The organism is Sphingomonas sp. C3-2, assembly GCF_033025475.1.
GTDB lineage: Bacteria > Pseudomonadota > Alphaproteobacteria > Sphingomonadales > Sphingomonadaceae > Sphingobium_A.
This window is the reverse complement of the sequence record NZ_CP130322.1, coordinates 1,603,925-1,619,942: the sequence shown is the minus strand read 5'-3', so window position 1 is coordinate 1,619,942 and position 16,018 is coordinate 1,603,925. Positions and strand designations below refer to the sequence as shown.

The 16,018-nt window shown below is 64.5% G+C and carries 20 protein-coding genes; 11 read left to right on the top strand and 9 right to left on the bottom strand.

Translation table 11 applies throughout. The features are described 5' to 3' along the window. Nucleotide 1: 1 nt before the first annotated feature. The 4 genes from lepB to pyrE are packed head-to-tail and all read right to left on the bottom strand — an operon-like array spanning nucleotide 2 to nucleotide 2,580. Nucleotides 2-850, bottom strand: coding sequence for a signal peptidase I (gene lepB / locus QYC26_RS07945; protein ID WP_317514850.1), 849 nt, complete (start codon nucleotides 848-850; stop codon nucleotides 2-4). Then, nucleotides 847-1,263 (bottom strand): holo-ACP synthase, encoded by a 417-nt coding sequence (gene acpS, locus QYC26_RS07940; protein ID WP_317514849.1) that lies wholly within the window; start codon nucleotides 1,261-1,263, stop codon nucleotides 847-849. The genes lepB and acpS overlap by 4 nt, the downstream gene beginning before the upstream one ends. A gap of 10 nt (nucleotides 1,264-1,273) precedes the next feature. Beyond that, complete coding sequence (locus tag QYC26_RS07935) at nucleotides 1,274-1,996, bottom strand: pyridoxine 5'-phosphate synthase (RefSeq protein ID WP_317514848.1); 723 nt, start codon at nucleotides 1,994-1,996, stop codon at nucleotides 1,274-1,276. Beyond that, on the bottom strand, nucleotides 1,996-2,580 hold the full coding sequence (gene pyrE / locus QYC26_RS07930) for an orotate phosphoribosyltransferase (RefSeq protein WP_317514847.1): 585 nt from the start codon (nucleotides 2,578-2,580) through the stop codon (nucleotides 1,996-1,998). Before pyrE ends, QYC26_RS07935 begins: the two co-directional genes overlap by 1 nt. Nucleotides 2,581-2,777: 197 nt before the next feature. Between pyrE and coxB the strand changes: the two genes are divergently transcribed. The 9 genes from coxB to QYC26_RS07885 all read left to right on the top strand — a co-directional run bounded on the left by coxB (nucleotide 2,778) and on the right by QYC26_RS07885 (nucleotide 11,172). Continuing rightward, nucleotides 2,778-3,863 (top strand): cytochrome c oxidase subunit II, encoded by a 1,086-nt coding sequence (coxB, locus tag QYC26_RS07925; protein ID WP_317514846.1) that lies wholly within the window; start codon nucleotides 2,778-2,780, stop codon nucleotides 3,861-3,863. A 2-nt stretch (nucleotides 3,864-3,865) separates the two neighbouring features. Continuing rightward, nucleotides 3,866-5,527 (top strand): cytochrome c oxidase subunit I, encoded by a 1,662-nt coding sequence (gene ctaD / locus QYC26_RS07920; protein ID WP_317514845.1) that lies wholly within the window; start codon nucleotides 3,866-3,868, stop codon nucleotides 5,525-5,527. Nucleotides 5,528-5,590: 63 nt separating this feature from the next. Next, on the top strand, nucleotides 5,591-6,502 hold the full coding sequence (locus tag QYC26_RS07915) for a heme o synthase (protein ID WP_317514844.1): 912 nt from the start codon (nucleotides 5,591-5,593) through the stop codon (nucleotides 6,500-6,502). Further along, on the top strand, nucleotides 6,502-6,639 hold the full coding sequence (locus tag QYC26_RS07910; protein ID WP_317514843.1) for a hypothetical protein: 138 nt from the start codon (nucleotides 6,502-6,504) through the stop codon (nucleotides 6,637-6,639). The genes QYC26_RS07915 and QYC26_RS07910 overlap by 1 nt, the downstream gene beginning before the upstream one ends. Then, nucleotides 6,639-7,199, top strand: a complete 561-nt coding sequence (locus QYC26_RS07905) for a cytochrome c oxidase assembly protein (protein WP_317514842.1) — start codon at nucleotides 6,639-6,641, stop codon at nucleotides 7,197-7,199. Before QYC26_RS07910 ends, QYC26_RS07905 begins: the two co-directional genes overlap by 1 nt. 55 nt (nucleotides 7,200-7,254) lie before the next feature. Then, on the top strand, nucleotides 7,255-8,118 hold the full coding sequence (locus QYC26_RS07900) for a cytochrome c oxidase subunit 3 (protein WP_317514841.1): 864 nt from the start codon (nucleotides 7,255-7,257) through the stop codon (nucleotides 8,116-8,118). A gap of 112 nt (nucleotides 8,119-8,230) precedes the next feature. Then, nucleotides 8,231-8,860, top strand: a complete 630-nt coding sequence (locus QYC26_RS07895) for an SURF1 family protein (RefSeq protein WP_317514840.1) — start codon at nucleotides 8,231-8,233, stop codon at nucleotides 8,858-8,860. 45 nt (nucleotides 8,861-8,905) lie between these two features. Continuing rightward, a complete protein-coding gene (gene thrC, locus QYC26_RS07890) occupies nucleotides 8,906-10,306 on the top strand; it encodes a threonine synthase (RefSeq protein WP_317514839.1) in 1,401 nt (466 codons plus the stop codon). Then, nucleotides 10,303-11,172, top strand: coding sequence for a class I SAM-dependent methyltransferase (locus tag QYC26_RS07885; RefSeq protein ID WP_317514838.1), 870 nt, complete (start codon nucleotides 10,303-10,305; stop codon nucleotides 11,170-11,172). Before thrC ends, QYC26_RS07885 begins: the two co-directional genes overlap by 4 nt. An 8-nt stretch (nucleotides 11,173-11,180) precedes the next feature. Here the strand turns inward: QYC26_RS07885 and QYC26_RS07880 are convergent, their stop codons facing one another. The 3 genes from QYC26_RS07880 to QYC26_RS07870 are packed head-to-tail and all read right to left on the bottom strand — an operon-like array spanning nucleotide 11,181 to nucleotide 12,819. Continuing rightward, nucleotides 11,181-11,828 carry a heme exporter protein CcmB gene (locus QYC26_RS07880; RefSeq protein ID WP_317514837.1) on the bottom strand — a complete coding sequence of 216 codons (648 nt, stop codon included), beginning with the start codon at nucleotides 11,826-11,828 and terminating at the stop codon, nucleotides 11,181-11,183. Next, nucleotides 11,825-12,418 (bottom strand): heme ABC exporter ATP-binding protein CcmA, encoded by a 594-nt coding sequence (ccmA, locus tag QYC26_RS07875; RefSeq protein ID WP_317514836.1) that lies wholly within the window; start codon nucleotides 12,416-12,418, stop codon nucleotides 11,825-11,827. Before ccmA ends, QYC26_RS07880 begins: the two co-directional genes overlap by 4 nt. Beyond that, nucleotides 12,415-12,819: a metallopeptidase family protein gene (locus tag QYC26_RS07870; RefSeq protein WP_317514835.1), complete on the bottom strand. Its 405-nt coding sequence runs from the start codon at nucleotides 12,817-12,819 to the stop codon at nucleotides 12,415-12,417. Before QYC26_RS07870 ends, ccmA begins: the two co-directional genes overlap by 4 nt. Nucleotides 12,820-12,870: 51 nt before the next feature. Here QYC26_RS07870 and QYC26_RS07865 point away from each other — a divergent pair, with 51 nt between their 5' ends. After that, nucleotides 12,871-13,161, top strand: coding sequence for a 4a-hydroxytetrahydrobiopterin dehydratase (locus QYC26_RS07865; protein WP_317514834.1), 291 nt, complete (start codon nucleotides 12,871-12,873; stop codon nucleotides 13,159-13,161). 12 nt (nucleotides 13,162-13,173) lie between these two features. Here QYC26_RS07865 and QYC26_RS07860 read toward each other — a convergent pair whose 3' ends face one another. Then, nucleotides 13,174-13,968: an SDR family oxidoreductase gene (locus tag QYC26_RS07860; protein WP_317514833.1), complete on the bottom strand. Its 795-nt coding sequence runs from the start codon at nucleotides 13,966-13,968 to the stop codon at nucleotides 13,174-13,176. Nucleotides 13,969-14,107: 139 nt separating this feature from the next. Here QYC26_RS07860 and QYC26_RS07855 point away from each other — a divergent pair, with 139 nt between their 5' ends. Continuing rightward, nucleotides 14,108-14,698 carry a hypothetical protein gene (locus QYC26_RS07855; RefSeq protein ID WP_317514832.1) on the top strand — a complete coding sequence of 197 codons (591 nt, stop codon included), beginning with the start codon at nucleotides 14,108-14,110 and terminating at the stop codon, nucleotides 14,696-14,698. A gap of 26 nt (nucleotides 14,699-14,724) precedes the next feature. Here QYC26_RS07855 and QYC26_RS07850 read toward each other — a convergent pair whose 3' ends face one another. After that, a complete protein-coding gene (locus QYC26_RS07850; protein WP_317514831.1) occupies nucleotides 14,725-15,969 on the bottom strand; it encodes a cytochrome P450 in 1,245 nt (414 codons plus the stop codon). Between the last annotated feature and the right edge of the window lie 49 nt (nucleotides 15,970-16,018).

Genomic DNA, 16,018 nt, shown 5'->3' with positions numbered 1-16,018 from the left:
GTTAGCTTTCCTGAGGCCGCAGGCTGGAAAAGGCGCGCCCGGACCGCATCGAGGTGAACCAGCTGATCGGGTTCCACCATTTGGCCGACCCGTCGAGAGAGAAGGTGATGAATTCGGCGCGGCCGCCGATATTTTCCCATGGCACCGGGCCGCCAAGCCCTTGCGCTGCGACTGGGAAGCGGCTGTCGGCCGAATGATCGCGATTGTCGCCCATCAGGAAGACATGGTCTTCGGGGATGGTGATCGGCGGGAAATCGTCACCCACCGAATAGCCGGTGTCGAGCACGGTGTAGCTGCGGCCATTGGGCAGCGTTTCGCGAAAGCCGGGCAGCGCGCAATAAGCGGTGCCGTCGCCGTTTTCGACGCGCGCGCCGGGATATTCATCCTCGCGGCAGGGCATGTTGCGATCGACCGGGATGTGGAGCGTGCCGAGCGGCTGGCGCTTTACGGGGACATTGTTGAGGATCACCGTGCCGCCGCGCACTTCGAGCCGGTCGCCCGGCAGGCCGATGACGCGCTTGATATAATCGGTGCGCACGCCCGGCGGGCTGACGATCACGATATCGCCGCGCTTGGGCAGCTTGCCGAAGATTCGTCCCGGCATCGGCGGCAGGATGTGGAAGCTCGCCGAGACGAACGACCAGCCATAGGCATATTTGGAAACGACGAGCCGGTCACCCGTGAGGAGCCCCGGCACCATCGATTCCGAGGGAATGTAGAAGGGCTTGGCCACGAGGCTGTGGAAACCGAGAACGGCGAGGACGAGCCAGAAAAGGGCGCGTATCTCCCCCCACCAATCGGTTCCGGTCTTGTCTTCGGGGGCGCTGGCCTTGGATGGCGTCGTGTTCAAGCCTTGTCCTCTTCTATCGGCAACGCTTCCAGAATCACAAAGGCTTGCGCCCAGGGGTGATCGTCGGTCAGCGTCAGGTGCACCCGGATGAGGTGGCCCGCCGGGGTGAGCGCGTCAAGTCGGGCCTTGGCGCCGCCGGTGAGCGCGAGCGTGGGGGCGCCGCTCGGCGCATTGACCACGCCGATATCCTTCATGAACACGCCCGCCTTGAAACCGGTGCCTACCGCCTTGGAAAACGCCTCTTTCGCGGCGAAGCGTTTGGCATAGGTGCCCGCGCGGGTGAACGGGCGGCGCGCGGCCTTGGCGCGCTCCACTTCGGTGAAGACGCGCGCTTCGAAACGCGCGCCGTGGCGGTCCAGCGTCTGCTGGATCCGCTCGATGTTGCACAGGTCGGAACCCATGCCGACGATCATGGGTGCGCCCTCATCGTGCGTGATCCATCAGTTCGCGCATCCGCGTAACACTGCCCTCGAGGCCGATGAAGATCGCTTCGCCGATCAGGAAATGGCCGATATTGAGCTCGACGATCTGCGGAATCGCCGCGATCGGCGTGACATTGTCGAAAGTGAGGCCGTGGCCGGCATGCGGTTCGATCCCGTTCTTGGCGGCGAGCGCGGCGGCGTCGGCGATGCGGCGCAGTTCGGCCGCGCGGTCGGCGCTGTCCAGATGGGCATAGCGGCCGGTGTGGAATTCGACCACGGGCGCGCCGAGGCGCATCGCCGCCTCGATCTGGCGCGGATCGGGCTCGATGAATAGGCTGACGCGGATGCCCTCTTTGCTGAGCGCATCGACGATGGGGCCGAGCGTTTCGAGCTGGCCGGCGGCATCAAGCCCGCCCTCGGTGGTCCGTTCCTCGCGCTTTTCGGGCACGATGCACGCCGCATGGGGGCGGTGGCGCAGCGCGATCTCGAGCATTTCGGCGGTGGCCGCCATTTCGAGATTGAGCGGAATGGTGAGCGCATCCATCAGGAGCGCAATGTCCTGATCGGTGATATGGCGGCGATCCTCGCGCAGATGGGCGGTGATCCCGTCGGCGCCCGCAGCGGCGGCGATGCGCGCCGCCGTCACCGGATCGGGGTGAACACCGCCACGCGCATTCCGGATCGTTGCGACATGGTCGATATTGACCCCGAGGCGCAGCGTCATCAGGCTTCCTTGCGGCTGCCCGGCTTCATGGCCGGGATGGCGGCGAGTTCGGGCGGCAGATCGTCCGGCGAATAGCTGGGCACTTCGAGCGTCACCAGCGGGAAGAAGGGCACGTCGAACTGTGCCTGGCCGTTGGAGCGATCGACCAGCGCGCCCGCCGCGATCACCTCACCGCCCGCAGCGGCGATCGCCTTCATCGCTTCGCGCGACGACAGACCGGTGGTCACGACATCTTCCATCATCAGAACTTTCTGGCCCGGTTTCAGGCGAAAACCGCGGCGCAGCTCGAACGTTCCCTCGGGGCGTTCGAGAAAAATCGCCTCGACGCCGAGCGCGCGGCCCATTTCATGGCCGACGATCACGCCGCCCATGGCGGGAGACACAACGATTTCGACCGCCGAACGGATGTCGCGCGGCATGAGGGCGACCAGCGCGGAGGCAAGGCGCGCGCCGCGCATCGGATCCATCAGCACGCGCGCGCACTGGAGATAACGCGGGCTGCGCAGTCCGGACGACAAGATGAAATGGCCTTCCAGAAGTGCGTCTGCCGCACGGAATTCCGCCAAAATCTCCTCGTCGGTCATTTGTTCACGCTCCAAGTTTTACAGTTGAATGGCCTTATAGCTTTTCAAGCGAAGGGAACAACTGCTTCAAATATTCGTGATCGAAGCTTGATGGCCTTCAACAACCATGCGTATAAGCCGGCCCAAAATTGATCGGAAGGCGAGGGGGAATCATGCGTCCTTTCCGATCTTTAGAAGAGGGTGAGATCGAGACGCTTATGAAAATGTTGAAGAACGCGTTTCTTGCGCTGAGCCTTGTTGCGGCCTCGTCCGCGGCATTGGCGCAGGATGCAGCGCCGGCAGCAATTGCCGCCGCGCCCGCAGACGCTGCCGCCAACGCTGCAGCGCCCACCGATTCGGCTGCCACGGCACCCGGGGATGCCGCCGAAGCCGCTTCTGCCTTTCCGCACGCCAAGCCGGTCGACGGCATCGGCCAGCCGGTCGACGGCCATATGGGGATCCAGCCCCAGGTCACCAAGATCGGCGAAGAAGCGCTCTGGATGCATGACTATGTGCTCATGCCCGTGATGGTCGGCATCAGCGTCCTCGTCCTCGTCCTCATTCTCTTCATCGTCGCGCGCTTCCGGGCAAAGGCCAATCCGGTCGCCTCGAAGACCTCGCACAACACGGTCATCGAAGTGATCTGGACGCTGGTTCCCGTCCTCATCCTCGTTGGCATCGCGATCCCCTCGATCAGCCTGCTCGCCAAGCAGTACAAGCCTGCGCCCGAGGGCGCGATCACGCTGAAGGCGATCGGCAACCAGTGGAACTGGTCGTACGAATATCCCGACCACGGCGTCGAATTCACCGCCAACATGCTGACCGACGAGCAGGCCAAGGCCGCCGGCGAGCCGCGCCTGCTGGGCGTCGACAACCGCGTCGTCCTGCCGGTCGGCGTGCCGGTCAAGCTGCTCACCACCGCGAGCGACGTGATCCACAGCTGGGCGATCCCCGCCTTCTGGATCAAGCTCGACGCGGTTCCGGGCCGCACCAACGAAACCAGCTTCACGATCGAGAAGCCGGGCGTGTATTACGGCCAGTGTTCGGAGCTTTGCGGTGACCGTCACGCCTTCATGCCCATCGCCGTCGAAGCGGTGCCGGTGGCGCAGTTCGAAGCATGGGTGAAGCTGAAGGGGGGCAAGCTGCCCGCCGAAAAGGCCGCTGAAGAAGCCGCCGCTGCTGCCGAGGCGAGCGCCGCCGCCAACGCGGCCGCACCGGCCGCCAATGCCGCCGCCAACGCCACCGATGCCGCTGCTCCCGCAGCCAACGCAACCAATGCGGCCGCCGCCGCCAGCGGAAACTGATCATGACCGATATCGCAGCAACTCCTGCCGAGTTTCATGATGCGCATGAGCATGCGCATCATCACGATGCCGACCATAAGCCGGGCTTTTTCGCCCGCTGGTTCATGTCCACCAACCACAAGGACATCGGCACGCTCTATCTGATCTTCGCGATCATCGCCGGTATCATCGGCGGCGCGATTTCGGGCCTGATGCGCGCCGAGCTGGCGCAGCCGGGCATCCAGTATCTTGAACATTGGGCGGCGCTGCAGGGCGGCGACGGCCTGCACCTGTGGAACGCGCTGATCACCGCACACGGCCTGATCATGGTGTTCTTCATGGTCATGCCCGCGATGATCGGCGGCTTTGGCAACTGGTTCATCCCGATCATGATCGGCGCGCCCGACATGGCGTTCCCGCGCATGAACAACGTCTCGTTCTGGCTGCTCGTCCCCGCGTTCGTGCTGCTGATCGGGTCGTGCTTCGTCTCGGGCGGCACCGGCAACGGTTCGGGCACCGGCTGGACGGTCTATGCGCCGTTGTCGACCTCGGGCAGCCCGGGCGCGGCAACCGATATGGCGATCCTCTCGCTCCACCTTGCCGGCGCGTCGTCGATCCTGGGTGCGATCAACTTCATCACCACCATCTTCAACATGCGCGCGCCGGGCATGACGCTGCACAAGATGCCGCTCTTTGCCTGGTCGGTGCTGATCACCGCGTTCCTGCTGCTGCTTTCGCTGCCGGTTCTGGCCGCGGCGATCACCATGCTGCTGACCGACCGCAACTTCGGCACGGCCTTTTTCGACGCCGCCGGCGGCGGTGACCCGGTTCTGTACCAGCACCTGTTCTGGTTCTTCGGCCACCCCGAAGTGTACATCATGATCCTGCCGGGCTTCGGCATGGTCAGCCACATCATCTCGACCTTTTCGAAAAAGCCGATCTTCGGCTATCTCGGCATGGCCTATGCCATGGTCGCGATCGGCGTCGTCGGTTTCGTCGTGTGGGCGCACCACATGTTCACCACCGGCCTCAGCGTGAACACCAAGATGTACTTCACCGCCGCAACCATGGTGATCGCGGTGCCCACCGGCATCAAGATCTTCTCGTGGATCGCGACGATGTGGGGCGGTTCGATCAGCTTCAAGACGCCGATGATGTGGGCGCTTGGCTTTGTGTTCATGTTCACCGTCGGTGGCGTGACCGGCGTTCTGCTCGCCAATGGCGGCATCGACAACTATATGCACGACACCTATTACGTCGTCGCGCACTTCCACTATGTGCTTTCGCTGGGTGCGGTCTTCGCCCTCTTTGCCGGCTTCTATTACTGGTTCGGCAAGATGTGGGGCAAGAACTACAACGAGTTCCTCGGTCAGTTGCACTTCTGGGTGTTCTTCGTCGGCGTGAACGTGCTGTTCTTCCCGATGCACTTCCTCGGCCTGCAGGGCATGCCGCGTCGTTACCCCGACTATCCCGATGCCTTTGCCCAGTGGAACGAACTGGCGACCACCGGCTATATGATCATGGCCGCTGGCATGGTGATCTTCTTCGTCAACGTCATCTGGTCGTTGATCGCCGGATCGAAGGCCGCGGACAACCCGTGGGGCGAAGGCGCGACCACGCTTGAGTGGACGCTTTCGAGCCCGCCGCCCTTCCACCAGTTCGAAACCCTTCCCCGGGTGGACTGACAAGGGCTATAGTAAAAAGCGCCGGAGTCCCTTGGGGCTCCGGCGCCTCTGGTTTTGGAAAACATGGCTAGCAAGCCCCTGGATATGTCTGTGCCCGTAATGCCTGCCGAATGGCGGGACTTTGTTGCTCTCACCAAACCGCGGGTGATGTCGCTCGTGGTGTTTACGGGGCTGTGCGGCCTGCTCGTGGCGCCGGGGCATATTCATCCCGTGCTCGGCTTTACCGCGATTCTCTGTATCGCGCTGGGCGCCGGTGCCGCTGGCGCGCTCAACCAATGGTATGAGGCCGATGTCGACGCCAAGATGAAGCGGACCGCTGGACGGCCGCTTCCCGCCGGGCGGATGGAGCGGCAATCGGCGCTCCATTTCGGCGTCGGGCTTTCCTTCTTCTCCGTGATCCTGATGGGTCTGGCGACCAACTGGCTCGCCGCCGCGATCCTCGCGGCGTCGATCCTGTTCTACGTCATCATCTACACGATCTGGCTGAAGCCGCGCACGCCGCAGAATATCGTCATCGGCGGGGCCGCCGGCGCGTTTCCCGCGCTCATCGGCTGGGCGGCGGTGACCGGCGACATCGCGACGCTGCCCGTGCTCCTCTTCCTGCTCGTCTTCCTCTGGACGCCGCCGCATTTCTGGTCGCTCGCGCTGTTCGTGAAGACCGATTATGCCGCTGCCGGCATCCCGATGCTGCCCGTCGTTTCGGGCCCGAAGACGACGCGCACGCAGATCTTCCTCTACACGCTGCCCATGGTGGCGGCCGCCATCGCCCCCTGGCCGCTGGGGCTGGCCGGGCCGATCTACGGCATCTCGGCGCTGATCCTGAACGGCATCTTCCTGTATCTGGCGCTGCGCGTTGGCCTGCGCGGTGGATCGCAGGACGAGAATATGGCGCCCGAAAAGCGCCTGTTCGGATTTTCGGTGCTGTACCTTTTCCTCCAGTTCGGTGCGCTCGTCGCCGACAAATGGGTGCTTTGATGACTCCTGAAAACCTGACGCCCGAACAGCTGAAGGAAGTGCGCGCGCGGCAGAAATCGCGCGCGGTGGTGATGGCGCTGATCCTCGGCGCGCTCGTCGTCCTCTTCTACGCGATCTCGATCGCCAAGATGATCTGATGACCGAGGCGGCGGCGACCCCCGATCTGGAGCGGCGCAAGCGCCGCAGCGCGATCTCCGCCGGGATGATGGCGCTGGGGATGGTGTGCCTCGGCTATGCGGCGGTGCCGCTGTACGACATGTTCTGCCGCGTCACCGGTTTCGGCGGCACGACGATGCGCGCGGCGGCGGCGCCGGGCGCGGTGGCGGGGGCGCAGATCTCGGTGCGCTTCGACGCGAATCACGATCCGTCGCTGCCCTGGGAATTCAAGCCCGAGCGCCACACCGAGAAGGTGACGCTGGGCGCGCAGGAAATGGCCTTTTACGTGGCGCGCAACCTGACCGACCAACCGGTCAAGGGCATGGCGAGCTATAATGTAAGCCCGGCACAGGCCGGGAAATACTTCAGCAAGATCGAATGTTTCTGCTTTACCGAACAGACATTGGATCCAAGGCAGGAAGTGCGGATGCCCGTGATCTACTTCGTCGATCCGAAGATCATGGAAGATCCCGATACGAAGGATATTGGTGAAATCACATTGTCCTACACCTTCCACCCCGTGAAGCCCGATAAGGGTTGAGATTTTCGGGGTTCGGGTTAGGGACAAGAAAAAATACGTCGATAGGGGCAAGGAAATGGCCGGAGCCAAGAATCACGATTACCACATTCTTCCGCCAAGTATCTGGCCGTTACTGGGCAGTATGATGGCGCTCGTCATGGCGAGCGGCGGCATTATGTGGATGCATGAGGTTAATGGCGGCGGCTGGGTTTTCCTTGCCGGTGTTGCGGGCGTGCTGTTCACGATGTTCTCGTGGTGGGGCGACGTGATCAAGGAAGCGCATGCGGGCGACCATACCCCGGTGGTGCAGCTGCACCTGCGCTACGGCATGATCCTGTTCATCCTGTCCGAAGTGATGTTCTTCGTCGGCTGGTTCTGGTCGTGGTTCGATTTCTCGCTGTTCCCGCGTCCGCTCGTCTATGCCGAGGGTGCGGTTGAGCTGGTGACCGACCCGGCGCTCATCTCGACGATCGCGCAGTGGCCGCCCAAGGGCCTCGAAGTGCTCAATGCCTTCGAACTGCCGCTGCTCAACACGCTCATCCTGCTGTGCTCGGGCACGACGCTGACCTGGGCGCACCATGCGCTGATCCATGGCAACCGCGAGGGCCTGAAAAAGGGCCTGTGGCTGACGATCATCCTCGGGCTGATCTTCTCGGCGGTGCAGGCCTATGAATATATGCACGCGCCGTTCCCGTTCGCGGGGATCAACTATAGCGCGGCGTTCTACATGGCGACGGGCTTTCACGGGTTCCACGTGATCATCGGCACGATCTTCCTGATCGTCTGCCTTGTGCGCGCCTATCGCGGCGATTTCACCCCCAAGCAGCATTTCGGTTTCGAAGCCGCTGCCTGGTACTGGCATTTCGTCGACGTGGTGTGGCTGTTCCTCTTCGTCGTCATCTATGTCTGGGGTGGCTGGGGCGCACCGGTCCACGGCTGATCGCGGATATGACCAACAAGGCCCCCGAAATTGCCCAAGCGGCTTTCGGGGGTCTTTGTTTTTGGGCGGCTGATTTTTTGGGCCGGCGCCGATCGCCGGAAAGGAACATGGCATGAAGCGCCTGCCGATCATTCCGACCATCATCGTGGGGGCGGCCATTGCCGCGATGATCGCGCTTGGCCTGTGGCAACTGGGCCGCGCCGACGAGAAGCGCGCGCTGCTCGCCGTCTATACCGCCAACCTTGCCAAGCCCGCCATCGCCTATCCAGCACTTGCGCCCGTTCCCGACGAGGCACTGTTCCGGCCATCCTCGGCACAGTGCCTGGAGGTGGTGAACTGGCGCGCCGAGGCGGGGCGGACGCGGACCGGCGAATCGGGCTATCGCTTCATCGCCGAATGCCGGACAGGGGCTGAGGGCCCCGGGCTGCTCGCGGATATGGGGGTATCGCGCAACCCGGCCTTTCGCCCGGCCTGGACCGGCGGGCAGGTGACCGGGCGGATCACCACCGAGCCGCAGCATGGTAGCCTGATCGGGCAGCTGTTCGGCAACGCGCCGCCGCCCCGGCCGATGCTGATTTCCGACAATGCCGCGCCGGGGCTGGAGCCGAGCGCGCAGCCCTCGATCGACGAAATTCCGAACAACCACCTTGCCTATGCAGGGCAGTGGTTCTTCTTCGCCGCGGTGGCGGCGATCATCTATTTTCTCGCACTTCGCCGCCGCCAACGCCCGACTGATAGATAAGCTTGGTTGCGCCGGGGAGGCGGCCCCGCTAATCCCCCGCGCATCATGCGCTATATCAGCACCAGGGGGAGCGCACCGGCGCTCGGTTTCGAGGATGTGACGCTTACGGGCCTCGCATCGGATGGCGGTCTTTATGTGCCTGAGGCATGGCCTAGCATGTCGCGGGACGATATCGCCGCGCTTGCCGGCCTGTCTTATGTCGAGACGGCGGTGCGCGTCATGGCGCCGTTCGTCGGCGACGCGCTGACCGAAGACGAGCTGCGCGAACTGTGCACCCAGGCCTATGGCCGCTTCTCGGTCGATTCGGTCACGCCGCTGGTGCAGCTCGATCATCAGCAATGGCTGCTCGAACTGTTCCATGGCCCGACGCTGGCGTTCAAGGACGTGGCGCTGCAGCTGCTGGGGCTGTTGTTCGAGAAATTCCTGTCGAAGCGCGACACGCATGTGACGATCGTCGGTGCGACCTCGGGCGACACCGGTTCGGCCGCGATCGACGCGGTGGCGGGCCGCGCCAAGGTGGACATCTTCATGCTCCACCCCGAAGGCCGCGTCTCCGACGTGCAGCGCCGCCAGATGACCACCGTGCTTGCCCCCAATGTTCATAATATCGCGATCAAGGGCAGCTTCGACGACGCGCAGGCGCTGGTGAAGGCGATGTTCGCCGATCCTGATTTCTCGGGCCGGTTCGCGCTGTCGGCGGTGAATTCGATCAACTGGGCGCGCCTGATGGCGCAGGTCGTTTATTATTTCTACGCCGCCGTCCGCCTCGGCGGGCCCGATCGCAAGATCGCCTTTTCGGTGCCGACGGGCAATTTCGGTGATGTGTTCGCCGGCTATGTCGCCGCGCGCATGGGGCTGCCGATCGAACGCCTGATCGTCGCAACCAATGTGAACGACATCCTGCACCGCGCGCTTTCGACCGGCGACTATTCGGCCGGAACGGTGGTGCCGACCGCGACGCCGTCGATGGACATTCAGGTGAGCTCGAACTTCGAACGCCTGTTGTTCGATCTGGGCGGGCGCGACGGCGCGGCGATGGCGGAGGCCATGCGTCAGTTCGACGCCAACCGCACGCTGCAGCTAAGCAATGCGCAGCGCGAAGGCGCGGCAGGCCTGTTCTCGAGCGCGCGGATCGACGCTGACAGCATGTCGCTGGCCATGCGCTGGGCGCATGAGCGCGCGAACCAGGTGATCGACCCGCACAGCGCGGTCGGCCTTGCCGCCGCACGCGCGGCGGGCATCGCCGCCGATGTGCCGGTGGTGACGCTGGCGACCGCGCACCCGGCGAAGTTCCAGGATGCCGTCGAGCGCGCCACGGGCGTGCGCCCGTCGCTGCCGACGCGCGTGGGCGCGCTGTATGAGCGTGAAGAGCGTTACGACGTGCTGCCCGCGACGATGGAAGCGCTGACCGAATATATCGGCGCGCGCGCGACGCCCCGGGCATGAACCTGCACACGCTCATCGGTGAACCCTGGCCGGATTATGGCCTGATTGATTCGGGGCATGGGCGCAAGCTGGAGCGTTATGGCCGGTTTCGCTTCATCCGCCCCGAACCGCAGGCGATGTGGGCACCGGCCGCCGATGACTGGGATGCCGATGCCGAGTTCATCCCCGGATCGGACGAGGATGGCGGCGGGCGCTGGCATTTCCTGAAGGACGTGCCGCGCGACGGCTGGCACCTGCGCTGGGACAATGTGCGGTTCAACGCCCAGTGCACGCCGTTCCGCCATCTCGGCTTCTTCCCCGACATGGCGCCGGTGTGGAGCTGGATGCGCGAGCAGGTGGCGGGTGTCGATGCGCCGCAGGTGATGAACCTGTTCGGCTATACCGGCGTCGGCACGCTCGCCATGGCGGCCGAGGGTGCGCAGATGGTGCATGTTGATGCGTCGAAGAAATCGGTCGAAGCGGCGCGGCAGAATGCCGTGCTGTCGGGACTGGCGGACAAGCCGGTGCGCTGGATCATCGACGATGCGACCAAGTTCATGGCGCGTGAAGTGCGCCGTGGCCGTCGTTATGACGGGATATTGATGGACCCGCCTAAATATGGGCGTGGGCCCGACGGCGAGATCTGGAAGCTGGAAGAAGGGCTGCCCGGGCTGATCGCCGATACGCGCCAGCTGCTCGACGAGAATAGCCGTTTCTGCTTCCTCACCGTCTATGCGGTGCGCATGTCCGCGCTCGCTATCGGGGAGCTGATGCGCCAGTCGCTGGGCGATTTGCCCGGCACGGTCGAAGCGGGCGAACTGGTGGTGCGCGAGGAACGCCGCGGACTGTTACTGCCGACCGCGATCTTCGCGCGCTGGCGCCGCTGATCAGCGGGTCATTCGCGCCCGGCGCGAATGGCCGCACCGGCGACGAAGGGCGCGCCGCCGATCAGCAACAGGCTGGCGGCGGCGAGCAGCTTGAGCGCGCTGCCTGAGCCGTCGCCGATCGCGCCGGCCCCGAAAATCAAAATGGGAACGAGTAGGGGCAGCATCAGCAGCCCCGCCAGCGCGCCCGCGCCGCGCAGGCCCGCGGTGATCGCGCTGACCGCGACGCCGAGTGCGGCGAGCCCCGGCGTGCCGATGGCGAGCCCCGCCTCGACCACCGCAAGCGTGGCGCCGTCGAGCCGGAGAAGCGCCGCAGCGGGGAGCGCGGCGAGCATCAGCGGCGGGCCGAAGCACACCCAGTGCGCGACGATCTTGGCGAGCGCGACAAGCTCGTCGCTGACCCCGCGCAGCGCGATCTGATCGAGCACGCCCGAATCGCGGTCGGGCGCGATCAGCCGATCGACCGGGAGCAGCGCGGCGAGGAGCGCGGCCACCCAGAGGATGCCGCCACCCGTGCGCGCGAGCAGCTGCGCGTCGGTGCCGACGGCAAAGGGATAGAGCGTCGCGACGAGCAGGAAGAAGGCTACGGGCAGCAGCGCGCCGCCCGCGCGAAAGCCGGTGGCGATATCGCGCCGGACGAGGAGCAGAAAGATGCTCATGCCGCAGCCACGGCGTCGACCGGGATGGCGAGCGCATCGGTCAGCCCGAGCGGCTGGTGCGACGCGGCGAGGATGATGCCGCCGCTGGCGCGGTGATCGACCATGATCGCGGCTAATCGTTCGAGCGCGGCGGTGTCGAGCCCGTTGCCGGGTTCGTCGAGCAGCCAGATCGGCGCGCGGCTGGCGAGGACGCGCGCGAGCGACGCACGCTTGCGCTGGCCGGTCGAAAGCATGCGCACGGGAATGCGCGCGAGATGCGCGATGGCGAGCGCCTCCAGCGCGCGGGCGATGGCCCCATCGTCGCTGCCGTCGAGCCGCGCCCAGAAGCGCAGCGCATCGGCGAGCGCGAGCGCGGGATCGAGCGCGAGATTTTCATCGCTGAGGCTGACCCCGCCGTTGCAGGTAACGGTTCCCGCAGCGGGGGCGAGGAGCGCGGCGGCAATCCGCAACAGGCTGGATTTGCCCGCGCCATTGGGTCCGGTGACGAGACCGGCATCGCCCGCGCCGAGCGCAAAGCTCAAGCCCTCGAACAACAGGCGGCCGCCGCGCAGGCAGGCCACCTGGTCGAAGCGCAGCGTTGGTACGCTCACTGCACCGCGTCTTCGAGCGCGTGCATATCGTCGTCGGACAGCCCGAAATGATGGCCGACCTCGTGGATAAGGACATGCGCGACCAGCGCTTCGAGCGTGACGCCGGTATCGATCCACTCGTCGAGCAGCGCGCGGCGATAAAGGTGGATGGTGGCGGGCAGATCGCCGGTGAAGGCGCTCTCGCCGATCGGGCGGCCGGTATAGAGCCCGCTCAGTTCGAACGGGTCCTCAATCCCCATTTCGGCGAGAACCGCGTCTTCGGCGAAATCCTCGACGATGAGGAGGACGCCCGCAAGATGGACGCGAAAGGCATCGGGCAGGCGATCCATCGTTTCGCGCGCGATTTTTTCGATGTCAGCCGCACTTGGGGCGTAGCTCGTGGATTGACCTTTGCCTGCCATGGCTGCGACATAGGAGAATAATCAAGGCGATGCCAGCAAAGGAGTGGAAGAATGGTCGAGCAGTTGAGTGAAGCGGAGCGCGCCGAAGCGCTCGATGCGCTGCCCGACTGGGATTATGATGAATCGCGCGATGCGATCATCCGCACCTTCACCTTTGCCGATTTTTCCGAAGCCTTTGCGTTCATGACGCGCGTGGCGCTGCTGGCCGAGGTGGCCGACCATCATCCCGAATGGTCGAACGTCTATAACCGCGTCGAAATCCTGCTCACCACGCACGACGCCGGCGGCCTTTCGCCGCGCGACGTCGACATGGCGGAGAAGATCGAAGCGCTGCTCGACTGAGAACTGGACCGGTCAGCGCTTCGCCTCAAGCCGTTCACCGAGCTTGCGGCGGAGCACGCCCGGCATCCAGCGCGCGGCAAAGGCCATCGAACGCGCCGTCTTGCCGACGATGCTGTGCAGCCTTTCGCCGTGCACCGCATTCCATGCGGCCTGGGCGACGTCCTCGACCGGGGTGAATTCGAGCCCCGCGCTCACCACGCTGTCGCGCGCGGTGCCGTTGCTGCCGGCGGTGACGACGTCGAGCAGCGGTGTGTCGATGAAGCTGGGCATGAGGGTGCGGACCTTGATGCCGAGCGGACGCCATTCGATGTCGAGCGCTTCGCTGAAGCCGCGCACGCCGAACTTGCTGGCGGCATAGATCGACAGGCCCGGCCCGCCATAGATGCCCGCAGCCGAGCAGGTGTTGAGCAGGCACGAACCGGGCGTGGCGCGGAGCAGCGGCAGCGCCATGTGCGCACCGTTGATCACCCCCTTCAGGTTGATCTCGATGACGAGATCGCTGTCCTTGGGATCGGTGTCGATGAACTGGCCGCCGCGCGCGATTCCGGCATTGTTGAAGAGAACGTCGAGCCGGCCGCCGGTGAAGCCGGCAAAGGCATCAAGCGCCTGACGCCACTGTTCCCGGTCGGTGACGTCCATGACATGGATGCTCGATTGGCCGCGCGGCAGGAGGGCGGCGGTATCGGCCATGCCCGCCTGGTTGATGTCGGCCAGCCCGACGAACCAGCCGTTCCGGGCGAACAGCTGCGCGGTTGCCCGACCAATCCCCGAACCGCCCCCGGTGATGAAAATTGCCTTGTTATCCATCGGCATCCCCTTCCATTCAGTAACAAGGCATAGCCCGACTTTACGTATGCGGAAAGGCAGCAATGCGCGGCGTTGCTATAGGGATGGTATGGAGCCGTGCGGCGCGTCATTGTCTGCGGGGCGGAGGCGTATAGGGGGTATGATGTTTCGGTGGATTTTGCGTGGCTGCGCGGCGCTGGCCTTGTGGCTGCCCGTCCAGATGGCGTCGGCGCAGGTTGTCGTGACCTTTTACTCGCATGATCTGGACGATCATTTTCCCCATGCCTTTTTCACGCTGGAGGGCACGCCCGAAGCGGGCGGCGTGCCGGTGGACACCAATTACGGCTTCACCGCCAAGACGATTACGCCGGCCATTTTGTTCGGTTCGGTGGCGGGGCGGATCGATATCGCCAAGCCCGGCTATGTCGCGCACAGCAAGCCGCATTTTTCGATGACGCTGACCGATGCCCAATATGCCGCGATTTTGGGGGTGGTGGACAAATGGCGCGACGCGCCGAGCCCGAGCTACAATATGAACACCGCGAACTGCGTCTTTTTCGTGGGCGAGGCCGCGCAGGCGATCGGGCTTGATGTGGCCTTTCCCAAAAAGCTGATGAAGAAGCCGCGTAGCTATCTTGAGCAGTTGCATCAGCTGAACCCGCAGGTGACCGATATGCGCATGGTCGGGCGCCAGAAGGACAAGCGCGACGATGACGCCAAACCCGCCGAAACCGCCGTCGCCGCCAACTGAGACGGGTGCGGCGGCGCGGTCCGCGTTCAATAGCGGCTGAGTTCGACCGGCAGGCTGCGATAGCCGTTGACGAAACAGGCGGCGACGCGGTCTGGTTCGTCCAGCACGTTCACGCGCAGCCGCCGCTTGGCCATTTCTTCGAGCAGGATCGAGAGCTGAAGCTCGGCCAGCCGGGCCCCCACGCAGCGATGGATGCCATAGCCAAAGGCGAGGTGGCGCCGGGCATTTTCGCGGTCGACGATCAGCCGGTCGGCATTGGGAAAGACGCTTTCGTCGCGATTGCCCGAGATATACCAGAGCGCGAGCTTGTCACCCTTGGCGATGCGCTGGCCTTCAAGCTCGGTATCCTCGGTGGCGGTGCGGCGCATATGCGCGAGCGGGGTCTGCCAGCGGATGATTTCGGACACCGCATTGGGGATGATCGCGGGATTGCCCTCGAGCTTGGCGCGTTCTTCGGGGAATTTGTTGAGCCCATAAGCCAGCCCGGTCATCGAATTGCGCGTGGTATCGTTGCCGCCGACGATGAGCAGGATGAGGTTTCCGAGAAACTCGTGCTCGTCCATATGGCTCATCGCCTCGGAATGGACCATCATCGAGATGAGATCGGGGCCCGGCGGCTGCTTGGCCTTTTCGGCCCAGAGCGTCTTGAAATAGGCGCCCATTTCGAACAGCACGTTGAGCCGTTGCTGGCGGGTTTCCTCGTTATGGACAAGCTCGATATTGCCCGCCCAGTCGGACCAATAGGGCAGCTTGCGGCGATCTTCCCACGGGAAATCGAACAGGATGGCGAGCATCTGCGTGGTGAGTTCGATCGAGACCGTGTCGACCCAGTCGAACCGCGCGCCCAGCGGCAGCGAATCGAGCAACTGCGCGGTGCGTTCGCGGATCGAGGTGGAGAGACGGACCATCTCGCTCGGCGTGAAGGCGGGGGCGACCGTGCGGCGTTCGGCGGTATGCTCGGGCCGATCCATCGCGATGAACATCGGCATCGTGAACGTGGCGGTTTCCTTGGGATCGGCAAGGGTGATGCCGCCATATTGCCAGGAGGAGGAATAGAGTTCGGGAAGCGACTCGACATGGACGATCGGCTTGTACGTCGTCACCGACCAATAGGGACCGAAGGCGCTGTTCTCGCACCGATAGACGGGGGATTCGGCGCGCAGCCGCCGAAAGGGTTCATGCCATTGATGATCGCGGTAGATTTCGGCCCGGCTGACATCGAGCGGATCGGAAACGGACAAGGGGGACATGTCGGGCGCACGCGTTGCCATGGCAGCCTCTCTCCTGATGGCGCCAGTGCCGGCACCTTATCCGTTGCAG

Excerpts from the sequence above, each read along its gene's own strand:
- acpS (WP_317514849.1), bottom strand. The coding sequence starts at position 1,263 with ATGATCGTCGGCATGGGTTCCGACCTGTGCAACATCGAGCGGATCCAG.
- QYC26_RS07935 (WP_317514848.1), bottom strand. The coding sequence starts at position 1,996 with ATGACGCTGCGCCTCGGGGTCAATATCGACCATGTCGCAACGATCCGG.
- pyrE (WP_317514847.1), bottom strand. The coding sequence starts at position 2,580 with ATGACCGACGAGGAGATTTTGGCGGAATTCCGTGCGGCAGACGCACTT.
- coxB (WP_317514846.1), top strand. The coding sequence starts at position 2,778 with ATGAAAATGTTGAAGAACGCGTTTCTTGCGCTGAGCCTTGTTGCGGCC.
- ctaD (WP_317514845.1), top strand. The coding sequence starts at position 3,866 with ATGACCGATATCGCAGCAACTCCTGCCGAGTTTCATGATGCGCATGAG.
- QYC26_RS07915 (WP_317514844.1), top strand. The coding sequence starts at position 5,591 with ATGGCTAGCAAGCCCCTGGATATGTCTGTGCCCGTAATGCCTGCCGAA.
- QYC26_RS07910 (WP_317514843.1), top strand. The coding sequence starts at position 6,502 with ATGACTCCTGAAAACCTGACGCCCGAACAGCTGAAGGAAGTGCGCGCG.
- QYC26_RS07905 (WP_317514842.1), top strand. The coding sequence starts at position 6,639 with ATGACCGAGGCGGCGGCGACCCCCGATCTGGAGCGGCGCAAGCGCCGC.
- QYC26_RS07900 (WP_317514841.1), top strand. The coding sequence starts at position 7,255 with ATGGCCGGAGCCAAGAATCACGATTACCACATTCTTCCGCCAAGTATC.
- QYC26_RS07895 (WP_317514840.1), top strand. The coding sequence starts at position 8,231 with ATGAAGCGCCTGCCGATCATTCCGACCATCATCGTGGGGGCGGCCATT.
- thrC (WP_317514839.1), top strand. The coding sequence starts at position 8,906 with ATGCGCTATATCAGCACCAGGGGGAGCGCACCGGCGCTCGGTTTCGAG.
- QYC26_RS07885 (WP_317514838.1), top strand. The coding sequence starts at position 10,303 with ATGAACCTGCACACGCTCATCGGTGAACCCTGGCCGGATTATGGCCTG.
- QYC26_RS07880 (WP_317514837.1), bottom strand. The coding sequence starts at position 11,828 with ATGAGCATCTTTCTGCTCCTCGTCCGGCGCGATATCGCCACCGGCTTT.
- QYC26_RS07870 (WP_317514835.1), bottom strand. The coding sequence starts at position 12,819 with ATGGCAGGCAAAGGTCAATCCACGAGCTACGCCCCAAGTGCGGCTGAC.
- QYC26_RS07865 (WP_317514834.1), top strand. The coding sequence starts at position 12,871 with ATGGTCGAGCAGTTGAGTGAAGCGGAGCGCGCCGAAGCGCTCGATGCG.
- QYC26_RS07860 (WP_317514833.1), bottom strand. The coding sequence starts at position 13,968 with ATGGATAACAAGGCAATTTTCATCACCGGGGGCGGTTCGGGGATTGGT.
- QYC26_RS07855 (WP_317514832.1), top strand. The coding sequence starts at position 14,108 with ATGATGTTTCGGTGGATTTTGCGTGGCTGCGCGGCGCTGGCCTTGTGG.
- QYC26_RS07850 (WP_317514831.1), bottom strand. The coding sequence starts at position 15,969 with ATGGCAACGCGTGCGCCCGACATGTCCCCCTTGTCCGTTTCCGATCCG.